Source organism: Kocuria sabuli (assembly GCF_040981185.1).
GTDB classification, from domain to species: Bacteria; Actinomycetota; Actinomycetes; order Actinomycetales; family Micrococcaceae; genus Kocuria; species Kocuria sabuli.
Map to the genome: position 1 here is coordinate 44,549 of NZ_JAVHZE010000010.1, position 17,511 is coordinate 62,059.

A 17,511-nucleotide genomic window follows, 5' to 3' on the forward strand; every position below is an offset into this window, starting at 1 on the left:
CGGGCTCCGGGGCGCCGCGGGGCGGACGCTAGCGCTCGGCCGGCACCGCGCGCAGCCGTGCGCCCTCCCGCAGCAGGTGCACGCTGCCGTGCTCGTCCGTGCGCACGAGGGGCACCCCGGCGTCCTCGAGGTGGGCGAGGATCTGCGGGTGCGGATGGCCGTAGTCGTTGTCCCGGCCCACGGAGACGACCGCCAGGCGCGGGCTGGCCGCGTCGATGATCGCGGTGCCGCCGTTGCGGGCGCCGTGGTGGGAGACCTTGAGCACGTCCACGTCCACCTGCGCCCCGGCCGAGCGCAGCAGAGTCCGGGCCCCCTCCTCCTCGAGGTCGCCGGCGAGCAGCCAGGAGGTCGTGCTCCCGTCCTGCCCGGTGAGCTCGGCGCGCAGGACGAGGGAGACGTTGTTCTCGTCCGAGGACGACGCGGTGCCCCGCCGGCCCGGGGCGGCCGGTGCGGGGGCGAGGACGGTCAGGCGCAGACCGCCCACCGTGCGGCTCAGCCCGGGCGAGGGCCGGTGGGCCGCCGTGCCAGGCAGGGCCTCGGCCAGCTCCGGGGGCGGGCCCGGGGCGGCGGTCGCGTACCACACCTCGCCCGTGCCGCCGTGCCTGCCCACGGCCGGCAGTCCCCCGGTGTGGTCGGCGTGGGCGTGGGTGAGGACCACCAGGTCCAGGTGCTCCACCCCGCTGCCCTCCAGGCAGCGCTCCAGGGCCCGGGGGTCCGGGCCGGTGTCCACGAGGACGGCCCGCCCCGGGGCGGTGCGCAGCAGCACGGCGTCGCCCTGCCCGACGTCGCACAGCACCGCGTCCCACGGGGGCGGCGGGCGGCGGGCGTCCGTCGCGGCGCGCAGGGCGAGCGCGCCGAGCAGGAGCAGGAGCAGTGCCGCCATCGCCGTGCGCCGTCGGCGGCGCCGCCGCTCCCGTTCCCGCCAGTGCTCCTCCGGGAGGGCGGGCGGCGCCGCTCCCCCGGCCAGGACGCCGGCCACCGGTCCCGGCCGGCGCCGTCGCGCGTCGAGGACGTGCACGGCCCCCACGGCCGCCGCGCTCACCGCCGCCATCAGCAGCGCGCCCGGCACGCCCGCCGGCCACGGGGCCAGAGCCCCGGGGGCCGCGGCCAGGGTGCGGGCCGTCCCGGCGATCAGCTCCGTGCCCCAACCGCCCGCGGTGAGGGGGAGCGGTGCCGCCGCGGCTCCGGCCGGCAGCTGCAGCAGGAGCAGGCCCGCGAGACCGCACACGGTCACCGCCGGGACCAGCGGGGCGGCGAGGACGTTGGCGGGCAGGGCGTAGACGGGCACGGCGGGCTGGAGCAGCACGAGCACCGGGGCGCACCACAGCTGGGCCGTGGCCGGGATCGCGAGCACGACCGCGAGCGCCTCCGGCATCAGGGCGCCGAGCCACCGGGTCAGGGGCCGGCCCGTGACGACGATCCCCGCGGTGGCCAGCACCGAGAGCACGAACCCGTACTCGGCGGCGAGCGCCGGGTGGAGCACGACGAGGGCGAGGACCGCGCCCGAGAGGGTGGCGAGGGAGACCGCGGCGCGCCCCGTGAGCAGGCTGAGCGCGGCCAGCCCGCCCATGGCGGCGGCGCGCAGGACGGAGGGGTCCGGGCCCACGAGGAGCACGTAGGCGCCCAGGGCGCCGAGGCCGGCGAGCAGACAGGTGCGGCGGCGGGCACCGAGGGCCAGCGCCGCGTGGCCGGCGAGGGCCGTGACGAGCGCGCAGTTGGCGCCGGAGACGGCGGTCAGGTGGGTGAGGCCGGTGTCCCGCATGGCCTGCTCCAGCTCCCCGCCGAGACCGGAGCGCTCGCCGAACGTCATGCCGGGGAGCAGCCCGGCGGCGTCGGGGCCCAGCCCGGCGGTGGCGAGCACAAACCGCTCCCGCACCCGCTCCCGCGGCGCCGGCGGCGCCGGCGGCAGGACGGTGGGCGCCGCCGCGGCGCGCATCACCACGTCGCCGGGGCCCGGCTGCCCGGCCGGGCCGAGCACCGCGCTGATCCGCTGCCCGGGGACCAGCGCCGACCAGGCGCTCCCGTCGGCGAGGACGGTGACCGTGGCCCCGGCGGGGGCGGTGCGCCCCCGGTGCGTGAGGTCCCGGAGGGCGAGGTCGAGCACGACGCCGGCGCGGTCCTCGCCCGAGGCCCCGGGGGCGGTCCAAGGACGGGGTGCACCGGTGACGTCGGCGGTCACGACCAGGGTCCCGCCGGCGGCCAGGGCCTCCCCCAGCGCGCCGCGGGTGCTCCCGTGCCGGTCCGCGGCGGCGCTGAGCAGCACGGCGGCCACGGCGAGGGCGCTGAGCGCGACGGCCGACCAGGGCGGTCCCCGCCGGGCCCGGGCGGGCCCGGCGCCGCGCCGGCGCCGGGCGGCCGCCGCGGCGAGACCGGCGACGAGCACGAGGACGGCGAGGTAGCCGGCTCCGGCGACCGCGGTGCCCGCGGGCGTCAGGTGGGTGCCGAGCAGGCCCGTGAGCCAGGCCCCCAGGGCGGCGGGGATGAGGCGCAGGTCCCAGGTGCGGCCCGGGGCGCGGGCGTCGCGGTGCTCCTGGTGCTCCAGGGCCTGGGCCCAGCGGGCGGCGGGGCTCCTCACACGGTCACCAGCGGGAGCAGGGCCTCCATCAGGGCGGGGCCGATGCCGGGCACGGCGTCGAGGTCGCCGGCGGTGGTGAATCCGCCGTGCTGGTCCCGGAACTCCACGATGCGCCCGGCCAGCACCGGCCCGACCCGGGGCAGGGCCTCGAGGTCCGCGGCGGTGGCCGTGTTCAGGTTCAGCGGTCCGCCCGGGACGGCACCGCCCGCGGCGCCCGCTTCCCCGGCGGCGGAGCCGGCCGCCGGTCCCGCCGCGGCGCCCGCGGGGGCGGGACCGGGCGCGGGTGCGGCGGCGTCCGGGACGAGGACCTGCTGACCGTCCGTCACGGGCGCGGCGAGGTTCACGGTGCCGGCGGCGGCGTCCGTGAGCCCGCCGGCGGCCTCGACGGCGTCGACCACCCGGGCGCCGGGCTCGAGCTCGACCACACCGGGCCGGGCCACCTCCCCGGCCACGTGCACGTGCAGGGACCCCTCCGTCGCGGGGGGCGCCGTCGCGGACGCGGCGGCACCCTGGGCGGCGCCGGACGCCGCGGCGCCCGGGGCGGGACCGGCGGCATCCGGGGCCGGCACCCCGACCTCCGCGAGGGCGGCGCCCCCGTCCTCGCCCGCTCCGTCATCCGGGGCGCCGGGGCCCAGCACGAACCAGGCCAGCCCGGCCACCGCCGCCGTCGCGAGCAGCAGCAGCGACGACGGGACCCGGGTCCGGGCAGTGGTCTCCCAGCGGTGGGCGGGGTCCGCGCCCGGCGGCCCGTCCGCTCCGCTCCGGCGGGACCGATCCCCGCCGGGCGTGCTCCCGGTTTCGGCGGCGGTCCCGCGGCCGGCAGTGCCTGCCGGACCGGCGGTGCGCAGGCCGGCGGTGCTCCCCGCGTCCGCCGGGTCCCCGGGCGCGGTGCCGGGCGCCGCCTCGGCCAGGAGCGCGGCCAGCCGCTCGGCCGGAGCGCCGGGCCGGGGCGTGCGTGGTCGCCCGGGGGCGGTGGAGTCGTTGGAGGACGCGCGGTGTCGGTCGCGGGGCACGGTGCCGGTCATGGCCCCAGCCAAGTCCGTCCGGGCGGGTGCGGGGGCCGGGACCGGCCCCCGTGGGGACGGTCCCGGCGGCACCGAGGCCGGTGCAGTGCGGGCGCCGGGTCATCCCCCGGCGGTGCCCGGGTGGGCCCGGGTCAGGCCACGATGTTGACGAGCTTGGGCGCGCGCACGACGACCTTGCGGATCTCGGCGTCGCCCAGCTGCCGCCGGATCGTCTCCGAGGCCAGCGCGAGCTCGCGCAGGGCGTCCTCGCCGATGTCGGCGGGCACCTCGAGCCGGTCCCGGACCTTGCCCTTGATCTGCACGACGGCGGTCACGGTGTCGTCCACCAGCAGCTGCGGGTCGACCTCGGGCCAGCCGGCGACGACGACGGAGCCCTCGTGGCCCAGGGTGTGCCACATGTCCTCGGCGGTGTACGGGGCGACGAGGGAGAGGACGACCGCGACGGCCTCGACGGCCTCGCGCACGGCGGGGTCGGCCGGACCGCAGCCCGAGTCGATGGCCTTGCGGACCACGTTCACGAGCTCCATGGTCTTGGCGACGACCACGTTGAACTTCCCGGCGTCCAGCAGCTGGGTGGCGTCGTCCACGGCGCGGTGGGTGGCGCGGCGCACGGCCTGGTCACCGGGCGCGGGGTCCTCGCCGGGCGCGCTCGTGACGTCCTGGGCCAGGCGCCAGGCGCGGGCGAGGAACTTCTGGGAGCCCTGCGGGGAGACGTCGGCCCAGTCCACGTCGTCCTCGGGCGGGGAGGCGAAGACCATGGTCAGGCGCACGGCGTCGACGCCGAACTCGTCGAGCTGCTCGCCCAGGTCCACGCCGTTGCCCAGGGACTTGGACATGGCCCTGCCGCCGTTGAGCACCTGACCCTGGTTCAGCAGGGCCTTGAACGGCTCCGTGAAGTCGACGAGGCCGAGGTCGAACAGGACCTTGGTGAAGAACCGGGAGTAGAGCAGGTGCAGGATCGCGTGCTCGACCCCGCCCACGTACTGGTCCACGGGCAGCCACTTGCGGGCCTCCCCGAGGTCGAACGCGGCGTTCTCGTCGTTCGGGGAGGCGAAGCGCAAGTAGTACCAGGAGGAGTCCACGAACGTGTCCATGGTGTCGGTGTCCCGCAGCGCGGGCCCGCCGCAGGCGGGGCACGCGACGTTGACCCAGTCCTCGGCCGCCGCGAGCGGGGACCGGCCCTTGGGCGCGAGCTGCTCGCCGCGCAGGTCGTCGGGCAGGCGCACGGGCAGCTGGTCCTCGGGCACGGGCACCTCGCCGCAGTCCGGGCAGTGCACGATCGGGATGGGCGCGCCCCAGAAGCGCTGGCGGGACAGCAGCCAGTCGCGCAGCCGGAAGTTGACCTGCCGGTTGCCGGTGCCGGCGGCCTCGACGATGCCGATGGCCCGCTCGATGGCCTGCGTCTTCTCCAGCCCGTCGAGCTCGCCGGAGTTGACCAGTGTGCCCTCGCCCGTCGTGGCGATCCCGGTGACGGCGGGGTCCTCCTCGCCGGTGTCCAGGACCGCGCGCACGGGCAGGTCGAAGGTGCGGGCGAAGTCGAGGTCGCGCTGGTCGTGGGCGGGCACGGCCATGATCGCGCCGGTGCCGTAGTCGGCCAGCACGTAGTCCGCGGCCCACACGGGCAGCTTCTCCCCGGTCAGCGGGTTCACGGCGTGGCGGCCCAGGAACACCCCGGTCTTCTGCCGGTCGGTGGCCTGGCGTTCGATGTCGGACAGCGCCTTGACCTGCTCGCGGTAGGCGGCGAGCTCCTCGGCGTGCTCGGGCGCGACGATCTCCCCGGCCAGCGGGGCGTCGGCGGCGACCACGAAGAACGTGGCGCCGTGCAGGGTGTCGGGGCGGGTCGTGAACACGGTGACCTCGCGGTCGGCCCCGTCCTCGCCGGCGCCCTCGATCGCGAAGCGCACGTGGGCGCCCTCGGAGCGGCCGATCCAGTTGCGCTGCATGGCCAGCACCCGCTCGGGCCAGTGGCCCTCGAGCGCGGCCATGTCGTCGAGCAGCCGGTCCGCGTAGTCGGTGATCCTGAAGTACCACTGGTTCAGGGCCTTCTTCGTCACCGGGGTGCCGCAGCGCTCGCACGCGCCGTTGACGACCTGCTCGTTGGCCAGCACCGTCTGGTCCTTGGGGCACCAGTTGACCGGGGAGTTCCTCCGGTAGGCCAGGCCCTTGGCGTGGAACTGCAGGAACAGCCACTGCGTCCACCGGTAGTACTCGGGGTCGGAGGTGTGGATCTCCCGGGTCCAGTCCGCGCTGATGGCGTAGCGCTGGAAGGAGGCCTTCTGCGTCGCGATGTTGGCGTAGGTCCACTCCGCCGGGTGGGCGTCGCGCTTGATCGCGGCGTTCTCCGCGGGCAGCCCGAAGGAGTCCCAGCCGATCGGGTGCAGCACGTCGTAGCCGCGCTGGCGCCAGTACCGGGCCACGACGTCGCCCATCGCGAACGCCTCCGCGTGGCCCATGTGCAGGTCGCCCGAGGGGTACGGGAACATGTCCAGCACGTAGCGCCGCTCCCGGGAGCCGTCGTCGAGCGGCTCGTAGACCTTCTGCTCCGCCCAGAACGACGGCCACGCCGCCTCGATGGCGCGGAAGTCGTACCCGGTGCTCTCGGTCGTGTGCTGCTGTTCGGTCACGGTCCTCGCCTTCGCGGTCGTCGACCGCCGCCGGCCCCGGGACGGGCCGCGCGCGGTCGCGTGGGCGGCACCCGGGCATCACAGGAGCCCGGCGGTGCGCCGACGGTGGTGGAATCCGTCCCATCCTAGCCCAGCGGCACCCCGCGCCCCGCCCGCGAGCGCCCGGGCGCAGCCGCTAGCATCGACAGCGGGCCGGGACGCACCGGGCGCTCGCGGGCCCCGCAGGGAGGGCAGGGCATCATGGCGGCAGGGACCGGCGCGCAGGAGGAGGGGCCGGACGAGGGCGTGCCGGGCAGCGCGGTGCAGAACCCGTACGCCGAGCGGCGCAGCCTGGTGCTGGACGGGCACAAGGTGCGCTACTGGTTCTACGACGTCGACCGGTCGCCGAAGCCGCTGCTCGTGCTGGTACACGGGTTCCGGGGGGACCACCACGGGCTGCAGCTGCTCGCCGACCGGCTGCGCTCGCGCTACCACGTCGTCGTGCCCGACCTGCCCGGCTTCGGCCGCTCGGAGCGCTTCCCGGACCGGCGCCACGACGTCACGGGGTACGCGGAGTTCCTGCGCCGCTTCGTCGAGGCCCTGACCGACGGCGCCGTGCGCGACGGCGGGACCCGGCGCGGCATCGTGGTGCTGGGCCACTCCTTCGGGTCGGTGGTGGCCGCGCACTTCGCCGCGGCGCACCCGGCGATGGTGGAGCGGCTCGTGCTGGTCAACCCCATCTGCGAGCCGGCCCTGGAGGGCGGGCAGGCGCTGCTGAGCCGGCTCACGGCGGGCTACTACCGGCTGGGCCGCGTGCTGCCGCGGCGGCTGGGCCGGCGGCTGCTGTCGAGCGGGCTGGTGACGGACGCGATGACGTCCGTGATGACCGCCTCGGAGGACCCGCGCGTGCGCGGGTACGTGCGTCATCAGCACCGGGCCTACTTCTCGTCGTTCGCCGACCGGGACGTGCTGCTGGAGGCCTACGGGTCGTCGGTCTCGCACACGGTCGCGGAGGTCGCGATGCAGCTGACCATGCCGACCCTGCTGGTCGTGGGCGCCCAGGACCCGCTGGGCTCCGTGGCCGCGCAGCGGCGGATGGCCACCTGGATCCCCCGGCACCGGCTGGAGGTGCTCGAGGGCGTGGGCCACCTGATCCACTACGAGGCGCCCGGGCGCACGGCCGAGCTGGTGCACGAGTTCCTGACCTCCCCCGCCCCGGAGCCGGTGGAGCTGCACGAGCAGCTGCCCGCGGCGGACCTGGCGTCCCCCAACACCACCCAGTTCACCGGGCTGCAGCGCATCGTGCGGCGGGGGCGGCGCCGGTGAGGCTGCTCATGGACGCCCGGTACACCCGGATCGGCCGCCACGACGGGATCAGCCGCTACGGGGCGGGACTGATCGAGGCGATGGCCGGGCTGGCGGCGGACGTCCCCGACCTGGACCTGGCGATGCTGGTGAGCGATCCGCGGCAGCTGGGGATGCTCCCGCCGGTCCCGCACCTGACGGGGCCCTCCCCCGTGTCGGCGGCCGAGGCGGCCACGGCCCTGGTGGTCGGACGGTACGCGCCCGACGTCGTGTTCTCCCCCATGCAGACGATGGGCTCGGCCGGCCGGCGCCACGGGCTGATCCTGACCCTGCACGACCTCATCTACTACGACCACCCCACCCCGCCCGGGGACCTGCCCGCGGCGGTGCGCGCCGGCTGGCGGCTCTACCACCGGGCGTGGTGGCCGCAGCGGCTGCTGCTGGACCGCGCCGACGCCGTGGTGACCGTCTCCCGCACCACCCGTGAGCTCATCGCGGCCCACCGGCTCACCCGCCGGCCCGTGCACGTGGTGCCCAACGCCCCGCGGCCCGGCTCCGTGCTGGAGCCCGCGGAGGCCCTGGAGCGGCTGCCGCGGCGGCGGCGGGTGCTGCTCTACATGGGCTCGTTCCTGCCCTACAAGAACGTGGAGACCCTGGTGCGCGCGGCGGGCCGGCTGCCCGGGCACGAGCTGCACCTGCTCTCCCGGATCTCCCCGGCCCGCCGCGCCGAGCTGGAGGCCCTCGTCCCGGCCGGGGCGCACGTCGTCTTCCACGACGGCGTCGACGAGGCCGAGTACACGGCCCTGCTCGGACGGGCCGCGGCGCTGCTGACGGCGTCCCGGGCCGAGGGCTACGGGCTGCCCGTCGTGGAGGCCCTCGCGGCCGGGACGCCGGTCGTGTGCAGCGACCTGCCGATCTTCCGGGAGGTCGCCGGGGACGCCGCCGCCTACGCCGCCCCCGACGACGACGCCGGCTTCGCCGCGGCGGTCCGCGCCCTGGAGGACCCGGCCCGGGCCCGGGCGCAGGTGCTGGCCGGCCTCGACCGGGCCCGGGCCTGGTCCTGGGCCGACTCCGCGCGCGAGCTGCTCGGGGTCGCCCGGGGCGTGCACGAGCGGCGCTCCGCCCGCCGCTGAGCGCCGCCCGTCCCGTCCGGGCTCAGGGCAACGGCCAGGTGTGCACGGGCGCGTTCGCCGCCATGTGCTCCGCGTAGTGGGCCAGCATGGCCCGCAGCGCGGTGCGCCGGTCCGCGCCCCGCTCCTCGAGCCGCTCGACCGCGCTCGTCTGCCAGGTGGCGCCGTTGACCCCCGCGACGGCGCGGGCCTCGACGATGCCCAGGTAGCGCTCCCGGACCTCCGGGGCCACGCCCCACTCCTCCAGGCCCTGGTGCGCCAGGGGCAGCAGGTGGCGCAGCACGAGCTCGTCCACGCTCAGCTCCCCGAACCCCGGCCAGTACAGGCGGGCGTCCATCCCGTCCCGCGCCGCCCGGGAGAAGTTCTCGGCGCACGCCGCGAAGCTCATCCGCGTCCACACCGGGCGCTCCTGCCGGGCCAGGACGCGGACCGCGCCGTAGTAGAAGGCGGCGTTGGCCAGCACGTCGGCGATCGTGGGCCCGGCGGGCAGCACGCGGTTCTCCACCCGCAGGTGCGGCACCCCGCCGACGACGTCGTAGATCGGGCGGTTCCACCGGTAGACCGTCCCGTTGTGCAGCCGCAGCTCGGCCAGGCGCGGCGCCCGCCCCGCCGCGAGCTCGGCCGCGGGGTCCTCGTCGGAGCACTCGGCCAGCAGCGCCGGGAAGTAGCGGACGTTCTCCTCGAACAGGTCGAAGACCGAGGTGATCCAGCGCTCGCCGAAGAACACCCGCGGCCGCACGCCCTGGTTCTTCAGCTCGACCGGCCGGGTATCCGTGGCCTGCCGGAACAGCGCGATCCGGGTCTCGGCGTGCAGGCGCCGGCCGAAGAAGAACGGGCTGTTCGCGGCGAGCGCGACCTGCGGGGCGGACAGCGCCTGGGCGGCGTTCCAGTGGCCCGCGAACTCCGACGGCGCCACCTGCAGGTGCAGCTGGACGCTCGTGCAGGCCGACTCCGGGGCGATCGAGTCGCACCAGGTCTCGACCCGCTCCCCGCCCGGGCCCTGGAGGTCCAGGCGGATGTCCTCGCCGCGGGCCACGAAGATCGAGTCGTTGAGCGCGGTGTAGCGGTTGTTGTCGCTGATCCACTCCCGCTCGTAGTGCTCGGGCATGATCGTCGGGAGGATCCCGATCGCCATGATCCGCGAGCCCGTTGCCCGGGCCCGGGCGTCCGCTTCGTTGAGCGAGGCGCGCAGCTCCTCCTCGAGCTCCAGCGCGGCCCGCCCGGGCAGTGGCCGCGGCGGCACGTTGAGCTCGATGTTGTAGCGGGCGAGCTCGGTCTGGTAGCCGGGATCGGCGATCGCCGCGAGCACCTCCGCGTTGGAGAAGGCCGGCTCGAAGTGCTCGTCGACGAGGTTCAGCTCGATCTCCAGCCCGGTCATGGGCCGGTCGAACTCGAAGGCGCTGCGGCGGAGCATGAGCTCGAAGACGTCGAGGTCCTGGCGCACCTTCTCCCGGTAGCGCTGGCGCTCCTCGCGCGTGTAGCTGCGGGACCGGACCTCTTCTCCCACGGTGACCTCCCAGGACGGTGGCGGCGGTTCGGGACCGCCCGGACCCAGCCCACCACACCGCGGGGCGCACGCCAAGACCCCCGGGGGTGCGGCCCCGGACTCCGGCTCGCCGCACCGGGGGCCCCTAGGATGAGGGCATGCCCTTTCTGGACCGCGTGGCGCGCTGGGCCGAGGAGCGCCCGGAGGAGCTCGCCGTCGTCTGCGGCGCCGAGCAGCTGAGCTGGCGGGCGCTGGTCGCCCGGGCCGCGGCCCTGGCCGCCTCGGGCGCGCCCTCGGGCGTCCTGCGGCAGGGCAACGGCACGGACTTCGCCGTCCGGTGGGCCGCGGGGGTGGCCGGGGACCGGGAGTGCGCGGTGCTGGACCCGCTCTGGCCGGCCGGGCCGGCCGGGGCCGTGCTGCGGCGCGCCGCCCGCCGCCTGCCCGCAGCGCCCGCCCCGGCGCGCCTGCGCGACGGCGATCCCGCGTCCTCCTTCCTGATCGGCCTGACCTCGGGCACCACCGCCGTGCCGAAGGGCTTCCGCCGCAGCCGGGACTCCTGGCGGCGGTCCTTCGAGGCCTCCGTCGAGCACTTCGGGCTGGGCGCCGACGACCGCGTGCTGGCCCCCGGCCCGCTCTCGGCCAGCCTGAACCTCTACGCCCTCTCCGAGTGCCTGTACGCCGGGGCCGGCTTCGCCACCCTGCCGCGCTTCGACGTCGCCGCGGCCCACGCGGAGATCACCGGACGGGGCATCACGCGCCTGGTCGTCGTGCCCGCCGCGCTGCGCGTGCTCGCGGAGCGCGGCCTCGCCGCCGGCGTCGACGCCGGCGGGCTCACGGCGATCGTGTGCGCCGGGCAGAAGCTGGACCGGCGCACGGAGGAGGCGGCGCGCCGGTGGGCCCCGCGGGCGACGCTCTGGGAGTACTACGGCGCCGCCGAGCTCGGCTTCGTCGCCGCCCGCCGCCGCGGACCCGGGCAGCCCGCCGCGGCGCCGGGCACCGGCGTGGGCGCCGCCTTCCCCGGCGTGGAGCTCGCCGTCCTCGACGACGACGGCCGCCCGGTGCCGGAGGGGACGCCCGGCACCGTCTGCGTGCGCTCGCGCCTGGTCTGCGACGGCTACCTTTGGGGCGACGACGGCCGGGCCTTCGGCGAGCTCGGCGGGATGGCCACCGTGCGCGACCGGGGCTTCCTGCGCGACGGACAGCTGCACGTGCTGGGGAGGAGCGCGGACATGGTCGTCACCGGCGGGCACAACGTCTACCCGCAGGAGGTCGAGGCGGCGGTGGCGGCGGTGCCCGGGGTGGCCGACGCCGTCGTGACCGGGATGCCGGACGGGGCCCGCGGGCAGCGGGTGGTGGCCGGGGTCGTCCCCGCCCACGGCCGGCTGAGCCGGCGCCGGCTCCAGGACGGCGTGGCGTCGGCGCTGGCGCCCGCCAAGCGCCCCCGGCACTACGTCGCGCTCGACGAGCTGCCCCTCACCGGCAGCGGCAAGCTCAGCCGCGGGCTGTTCCGGGACTGGGTCCTCGACGGAGACCGCCGTGTCCGCCCCCTCGGCTGATCCCGCACCCGGCTTCCCGGCCGATCCCTCGGCGCCGCTGCTGGTGCTGGGCCGGCGCACGCCCCTCGCGCGCTCGGGGACCCTGTTCGACGGCGTGCCCGTGCACCGGCTGCTGGCCCCGGTGCTCCGCCGCCTGCTGGAGGACTCCGGGCTGGACCCCGCGCAGGTCTCCGACGTCGTGGTGGGCAACGCCGTCGGCGCCGGTGGCAACCTCGCCCGGCTCGCGGCCCTCGAGGCCGGGCTGCCGCTGTCCGTGCCGGGGGTCACGGTGGACCGGCAGTGCGGCTCGGGCCTGGACGCCGTCGTGCTGGCCTGCCGGCTCGCCCGGGCGGGGGCCGGCCGCGCCTTCCTGGCCGGCGGGGCGGAGAGCATCAGCACCGCGCCCGTGCGCGGACGGCGGCGGGCGGACGGGGGCGTCGACTTCTACCGCCGCGCCCGGTTCGCCCCGGAGCACCTGGGCGACCCCGACATGGGCGCGGCCGCGGAGACCGTCGCCCGCGAGCACGGGATCGGCCGCGCCCGGCAGGACGCCTACGCCCTACGCAGCCACCGGCGGGCCCTGGCCGCGGCGGACGCGGGGACGTTCGCGGGCGAGCTCGTGCCGGTGCCCGGCGCGCACGGGCCGGTGGGCGCCGACAACGGCCCGCGGCGTCGCCTGGACGCGGCGCTGCTCGCACGCTTCCCCGCCGCGTTCGAGACCGGCGGGACGGTGACGGCCGGCAACTCCTGCCCCGACGCGGACGGAGCGGCCGCCGTCCTGGTCACCGTGCCCGCCACGGCGCGGGAGCTGGGCCTGCGCACGGGACTCGCCTTCCGCGGGGCGGCGACCGTCGGGGTGGACCCGGCCCGGCTGGGCCTGGGCGCCGCCGTGGCCGCCCGGGCGCTGCTGGACGAGCAGGGCCTGGCGGCGGGCCGGCTGGCCGCGGTCGAGTTCAACGAGGCCTTCGCCGGGCAGGTGCTCGCCTGCGCGGACCTGCTCGGGCTCGACGAGGGGACGCTCAACGCGGACGGCGGCGCCCTCGCCCTCGGCCACGCCTACGGGGCCTCCGGGGCGGTGTCCGTGGTCCGCCTGCTCGCGAGGGCGCAGGCCCTGCCCGCCGGGAGCCTGCTGCTGGCGATGATCAGCTCCGCCGGGGGCATCGGCACGGCCGCGCTGTTCGAGAAGGCCGACCTCGGGCCGGACCGGCCAAGCGGTCCGGGCCCGGCTACAGCAGGTCGGTGACGTCGCAGCGCACGTGCACGGGCGGGTGCTTGCGCAGCGCGGAGGCCTTCGCCCGGGCGGCCCGCAGCCGCCGGGTCACCTCTCCCGCGGCGCCGTAGCCGAAGAACAGCAACACCCGGTGCGGGGCCGGCTCGCCGGCCGCGCCCGGGTCGTGGTCCTCCAGCGGCGTGGGCCCGATCACCCGCACGGCGTCGGGCAGCTCGAGGTCGGCCAGGAAGGCCGCGACCGCCGCGGCCGGCCCGGTCAGGGCCGCCGAGCGCACCGCCGGGGGCAGCCCGAGGCTCTGGCGCTCCACCAGCTCCCGCTCGGCGTGGCCGGCCGGGTCCCAGCGCACGAGCGCGCCCACGGCGCTCTCGTGCTCGGCGGTGACCACCACGACCCCGCCGTCGCGGGCCCGGCGCACCAGCGCCGCGGCGTTGAACCAGCGGCGCAGCGTCTGCTCCGCCGCGCGCAGGGCCGGGCGCATCAGCATCTGGTTGCCGTCCAGCAGCAGGGCCGCCGCGTAGCCGCCCTCCGCCACCGGCTCCGCGCCCGGGGTGGCGACCACGAGCGCCGGGCCGCCGGGCACGTCCGCGCGCACGGCCTCGCCCGAGGACGCCACGACCGGCACCTGCGGGAAGGCCCGCCCGAGCTCCTCCGCCGTGCGCAGCGCCCCGACGGTGACCAGCCGCATCCGCCGGAACCCGCACGCGGCGCAGGCCCAGGAGTGCGCCGAGCGCCCGCACCACCCGCACCGCGGCACCCCGCGGCGGGAGACCACCCCGAGGGGCCCGTCGCAGGAGGTGCACCGGGCCGGCTCGCGGCAGCGCTCGCAGGCCAGGTGCGGGGCGTAGCCGGCGCGGGCGACCTGCACCAGGACCGGGCCCCGCTCGAGGCCCTCGCGGGCCGCGCGGTAGGCCGTCTCGGGCAGCCGGGCCCGGGAGGCCAGCGGGTCCCGGGCGGCGTGGAAGGAGTCGGCGGTCGAGACGATCCGGGGCATGTGGGCGCGCAGCACGTCCCGCCCGGGGGCCAGCCGCCGGGCCCATCCGGAGGCCACGAGCCGCTGCGCCTCCGGGCTCACGGCGTGCCCCGCGAACAGCGCCGCGCACCCGCTGCGCCCGGCCCGCAGCAGCAGCACGTCGCGCACGTGCTGGTAGGGCGCTCGCTGCTCCACGAGGTTCTCGTCGCCGTCGTCGAAGCAGGCCACGAGTCCGAGGTCGTCCACCGGCGCGTAGGCGGCGGAGCGGGTGCCCAGGACCACCCGGACCTGCCCGGTCGCGGCGGCGAGGAACGCCCGGTAGCGCGGGGTGGGCCCGTCCTCGGCGTGCAGCCGCACGAGGTGCTCCGCCCCGATCTCGTCCACGACCGAGCGCTCGAGCCGGGCCAGGGCCTTCTGGTCGGCCACGACGGCCACCGCGCCGCGTCCGGCCCGCCAGGCGGCGCCGATCGCCGCGGCCAGCACGTCCGTCCAGTCGTGGGCGGGGTGGGAGGGCAGCACCTCGATGACCGCGCGCGGGGCACCGCCGGCGGCCAGCTCGGCCAGGAAGCCGGGGCCGCCGGTGTAGTCGGCCAGGGCGGCGTCGTGGGAGGGTCCCGGCGCGTGCGGGGACAGCCCGGTGGAGTGCCCCGGTGTCTCGGCCAGGCGCTGCTCGAGCTCCTTCTCGACGCGGGCGACCCGCGGGGGGACGGCCACCCGCACGACGTCGGCGGTGGTGCCGGCCGCGCGTGCCGCCACGTCCTCGGCCAGCCGGGCGATCTCGGGGCTCAGCACGGGCAGGGGCGAGAGCACCCGGCGCAGGGGTTGGATCCGGGCCATGACCTCGGAGTCCGCGACGCGCTCGAGGACGTAGCCGGTCAGCTCCTGGCCCCCGAAGCCGACCTTGACCCGGACCCCCGGCACGGCCGCGTCCGACAGCTCGGCGGGCACGGCGTAGTCGAAGACCCGGTCCAGGTGCGGGACGTGGGTGTCCAGCAGCACCCGGGCCACGGGGTCGTGCTCGGCCGGCAGCGCGGCGCCCACGCCCTTGGTGTCGGGTCGCGGCGGGCGGGGCGGGAAGCCCGAGAGGAGCGACAGCTGCCGCGGGGCCTCCGCGGCGGCCTCGGCATCCTCCGGGGCCATGCTCAGAGCCCGGCGGCCGACCGCAGGTCCGCGACGCGGTCGGTGCGCTCCCAGGTGAACTCCGGGTCGAGGCGGCCGAAGTGCCCGTGCGCGGCGGTCCGCGCGTAGATCGGGCGCTTGAGCTCGAGGTCCTCGATGATGGCCAGCGGGCGCAGGTCGAAGACCTCGCGGATGGCCCCTTCGATCCGGACGGGGTCGACGTGCGCGGTGCCGAACGTCTCGACGTAGAGCCCGACCGGGGCGGCGCGCCCGATCGCGTAGGCGACCTGCACCTCCACCCGGTCGGCGAGCCCTGCGGCCACCACGTTCTTGGCCACCCAGCGCATCGCGTAGGCGGCGGAGCGGTCGACCTTCGAGGGGTCCTTGCCGGAAAAGGCGCCGCCGCCGTGGCGGGCCATGCCCCCGTAGGTGTCCACGATGATCTTGCGCCCGGTCAGCCCCGCGTCTCCCACGGGCCCGCCGCGCACGAAGTTGCCGGCGGGGTTGATGATGACCTTGGTCCCGGACAGGTCCAGCCCGGTCTCCTCGAGCACGGGGGTGATCACGCTCTGCCGGAGGTCCGAGGCCAGCTGGTCGAGGTCGTAGCCCTCGACGTGCTGGGAGGAGACCACCACGGTGTCCACGGCCACCGGCCGGTGGCCGTCGTAGCCGAGGGTGACCTGGGTCTTGCCATCGGGGCGCAGCCCGGGCAGCACGGCGGTCTTGCGCACGCGCGCGAGCTGCTCGGAGAGGCGGTGGGCGATGTGGATCGGCGCCGGCATCAGCACCTCTGTCTCGTCCGAGGCGTAGCCGAACATGATGCCCTGGTCCCCGGCGCCCTGCGCGTCGCGGGCGTCCCGGGCGGTGCCCTCGCGGACCTCGAGGGACTGGAAGACGCCCTCGTAGATCTCGGGGGACTGCTCCCCCACGCTGATGGACACCCCGCAGAACTCGCCGTCGAAGCCGTGCACGGAGGAGTTGTAGCCGATGTCCAGCAGCGTCTTGCGCACCACGTTGGGGATCTCGACGTAACCGCGGGTCTTCACCTCCCCGGCCACGTGGACCAGCCCCGTGGTCACCATGGTCTCGACGGCCACGGAGGACTCGGGGTCCTGGCGCAGGAGGTCGTCCAGGATCGAGTCGCTGATCTGGTCGCAGATCTTGTCGGGGTGTCCCTCCGTGACGGACTCGGAGGTGAACAGTCTCAGGTGCTGGGTCGTCTCGCTCACGGGAGACCACACTACCGTTTGCCCCGGACGGCACAGCGCGGCCGCCCGCGCCGGGCCGCCCGGCGCGGGCGGGTCAGCCGCGGACGCCGGCCAGTTCCTGGGCGATCCGCTCGACGAGCCCGCGGGCGACCTCGTCCTTGGGGCCCTCGAGCAGCTGCTCGGGGCCGCCGGCCGCGCTGAGCACGGTCAGCGCGGTCGTGTCCTGGCCGAAGACCAGGTTCTCCCCCACGTGGTTGACGGCCAGCAGGTCGCAGCCCTTGCGCACGAGCTTCCGGCGCCCGAACGTCAGCGGGTCGGTCTCGGCGTCGCCGGTCTCGGCGGCGAAGCCCACGAGGAGCTGGCGGCGCCGGGCGGTGTTGCGCAGGTCCACGAGCTCCCGCAGGACGTCGGGGTTGCGCACGAGCTCCAGCACGGGGTTGGAGCCGTCCTCGGCCTTCTTCAGCTTCGCGTCGGCGACCCGGGCCGGGCGGTAGTCGGCCACGGCGGCGGCCATCACCACGACGTCGGCCCGCGCGGCCGCCCGCACGCACGCCCGGCGCAGCTGCTCGGCCGTGCCGGCGTGCACGACCTCCACGCCGGCCGGGACGGAGGTCTCGAGGTGCGCGGCCACGAGGACGACCTCGGCGCCGGCGTCCCGGGCGGCGGCCGCGACGGCCACGCCCTGCTTGCCGGAGGAGCGGTTGCCGAGGAAGCGGACCGGGTCCAGCGGCTCGCGGGTGCCGCCGGCGCTGACCAGCACCCGCGTCCCCGCGAGCGGGCCGTCGGCGGTCCCGCCGCTCCCGGCCAGGCGCAGGGCGGCGGCGTGGATGGCCTCGGGCTCGGGCAGTCGGCCGGGGCCGGTGTCGGGCCCCGTCAGCCGGCCCACGGCGGGCTCCAGGACGGTGTGCCCGTGGGCGCGCAGGGTCGCGACATTGGCCTGCACGGCCGGGTTCAGCCACATCTCCGTGTGCATCGCCGGGGCGAACAGCACAGGGGCGCGGGTGGCCAGCAGCGTGGTGGTCAGCAGGTCGTCGGCGAGCCCGTGGGCCGCGCGCGCGAGGAGGTCCGCGGTCGCGGGGGCGACGACGACGAGGTCGGCGCTCTGCCCCTGGTGGACGTGGTTGACCTCGTCCACCCGCTCGAACACCCCGGTGCTGACCCGCTGCCCGGAGAGCGCCTCCCACGTGGGGGCGCCGACGAAACGCAGCGCGGCCTCGGTGGGCACGGGCACGACCGTGTGGCCGCCCTCGGTGAACAGGCGCAGCAGCAGCGCCGCCTTGTAGGCGGCGATGCCCCCGCCGATGCCGAGGACGACCTTCACGCC

The 17,511-nt window shown here is 77.1% G+C and carries 11 protein-coding genes; 4 read left to right on the forward strand and 7 right to left on the reverse strand.

The features are described from left to right. Positions 1-28: 28 nt before the first annotated feature. The 3 genes from RE027_RS11160 to leuS form a co-directional block, all read right to left on the reverse strand. Positions 29-2,575, reverse strand: a complete 2,547-nt coding sequence (locus RE027_RS11160) for a ComEC/Rec2 family competence protein (protein ID WP_368808341.1) — start codon at positions 2,573-2,575, stop codon at positions 29-31. Beyond that, on the reverse strand, positions 2,572-3,600 hold the full coding sequence (locus tag RE027_RS11165) for a helix-hairpin-helix domain-containing protein (protein WP_368808342.1): 1,029 nt from the start codon (positions 3,598-3,600) through the stop codon (positions 2,572-2,574). Before RE027_RS11165 ends, RE027_RS11160 begins: the two co-directional genes overlap by 4 nt. A 131-nt stretch (positions 3,601-3,731) precedes the next feature. After that, on the reverse strand, positions 3,732-6,224 hold the full coding sequence (gene leuS, locus RE027_RS11170) for a leucine--tRNA ligase (RefSeq protein WP_368808343.1): 2,493 nt from the start codon (positions 6,222-6,224) through the stop codon (positions 3,732-3,734). Between the two features lie 240 nt (positions 6,225-6,464). On the opposite strand from leuS, the gene RE027_RS11175 reads away from it, so the two are divergent. Continuing rightward, complete coding sequence (locus tag RE027_RS11175; RefSeq protein WP_368808344.1) at positions 6,465-7,529, forward strand: alpha/beta fold hydrolase; 1,065 nt, start codon at positions 6,465-6,467, stop codon at positions 7,527-7,529. Continuing rightward, complete coding sequence (locus RE027_RS11180) at positions 7,526-8,641, forward strand: glycosyltransferase (RefSeq protein ID WP_368808345.1); 1,116 nt, start codon at positions 7,526-7,528, stop codon at positions 8,639-8,641. Before RE027_RS11175 ends, RE027_RS11180 begins: the two co-directional genes overlap by 4 nt. A gap of 22 nt (positions 8,642-8,663) precedes the next feature. Here RE027_RS11180 and RE027_RS11185 read toward each other — a convergent pair whose 3' ends face one another. Next, positions 8,664-10,145, reverse strand: a complete 1,482-nt coding sequence (locus tag RE027_RS11185) for a glutamate-cysteine ligase family protein (RefSeq protein WP_368808346.1) — start codon at positions 10,143-10,145, stop codon at positions 8,664-8,666. Between the two features lie 137 nt (positions 10,146-10,282). On the opposite strand from RE027_RS11185, the gene RE027_RS11190 reads away from it, so the two are divergent. Next, positions 10,283-11,680 (forward strand): class I adenylate-forming enzyme family protein, encoded by a 1,398-nt coding sequence (locus tag RE027_RS11190; RefSeq protein WP_368808347.1) that lies wholly within the window; start codon positions 10,283-10,285, stop codon positions 11,678-11,680. Next, positions 11,661-12,902, forward strand: coding sequence for a thiolase family protein (locus RE027_RS11195; RefSeq protein WP_368808348.1), 1,242 nt, complete (start codon positions 11,661-11,663; stop codon positions 12,900-12,902). The genes RE027_RS11190 and RE027_RS11195 overlap by 20 nt, the downstream gene beginning before the upstream one ends. On the opposite strand, the gene RE027_RS11200 is transcribed toward RE027_RS11195, so the two are convergent. From RE027_RS11200 to coaBC, 3 genes are all read right to left on the reverse strand, one after another. Next, positions 12,886-15,000, reverse strand: coding sequence for a primosomal protein N' family DNA-binding protein (locus tag RE027_RS11200; RefSeq protein WP_368808349.1), 2,115 nt, complete (start codon positions 14,998-15,000; stop codon positions 12,886-12,888). The genes RE027_RS11195 and RE027_RS11200 overlap by 17 nt on opposite strands. Before the next feature lie 2 nt (positions 15,001-15,002). After that, on the reverse strand, positions 15,003-16,208 hold the full coding sequence (metK, locus tag RE027_RS11205) for a methionine adenosyltransferase (protein WP_368808350.1): 1,206 nt from the start codon (positions 16,206-16,208) through the stop codon (positions 15,003-15,005). A 73-nt stretch (positions 16,209-16,281) separates the two neighbouring features. Beyond that, positions 16,282-17,508 (reverse strand): bifunctional phosphopantothenoylcysteine decarboxylase/phosphopantothenate--cysteine ligase CoaBC, encoded by a 1,227-nt coding sequence (coaBC, locus tag RE027_RS11210; RefSeq protein ID WP_368808351.1) that lies wholly within the window; start codon positions 17,506-17,508, stop codon positions 16,282-16,284. Between the last annotated feature and the right edge of the window lie 3 nt (positions 17,509-17,511).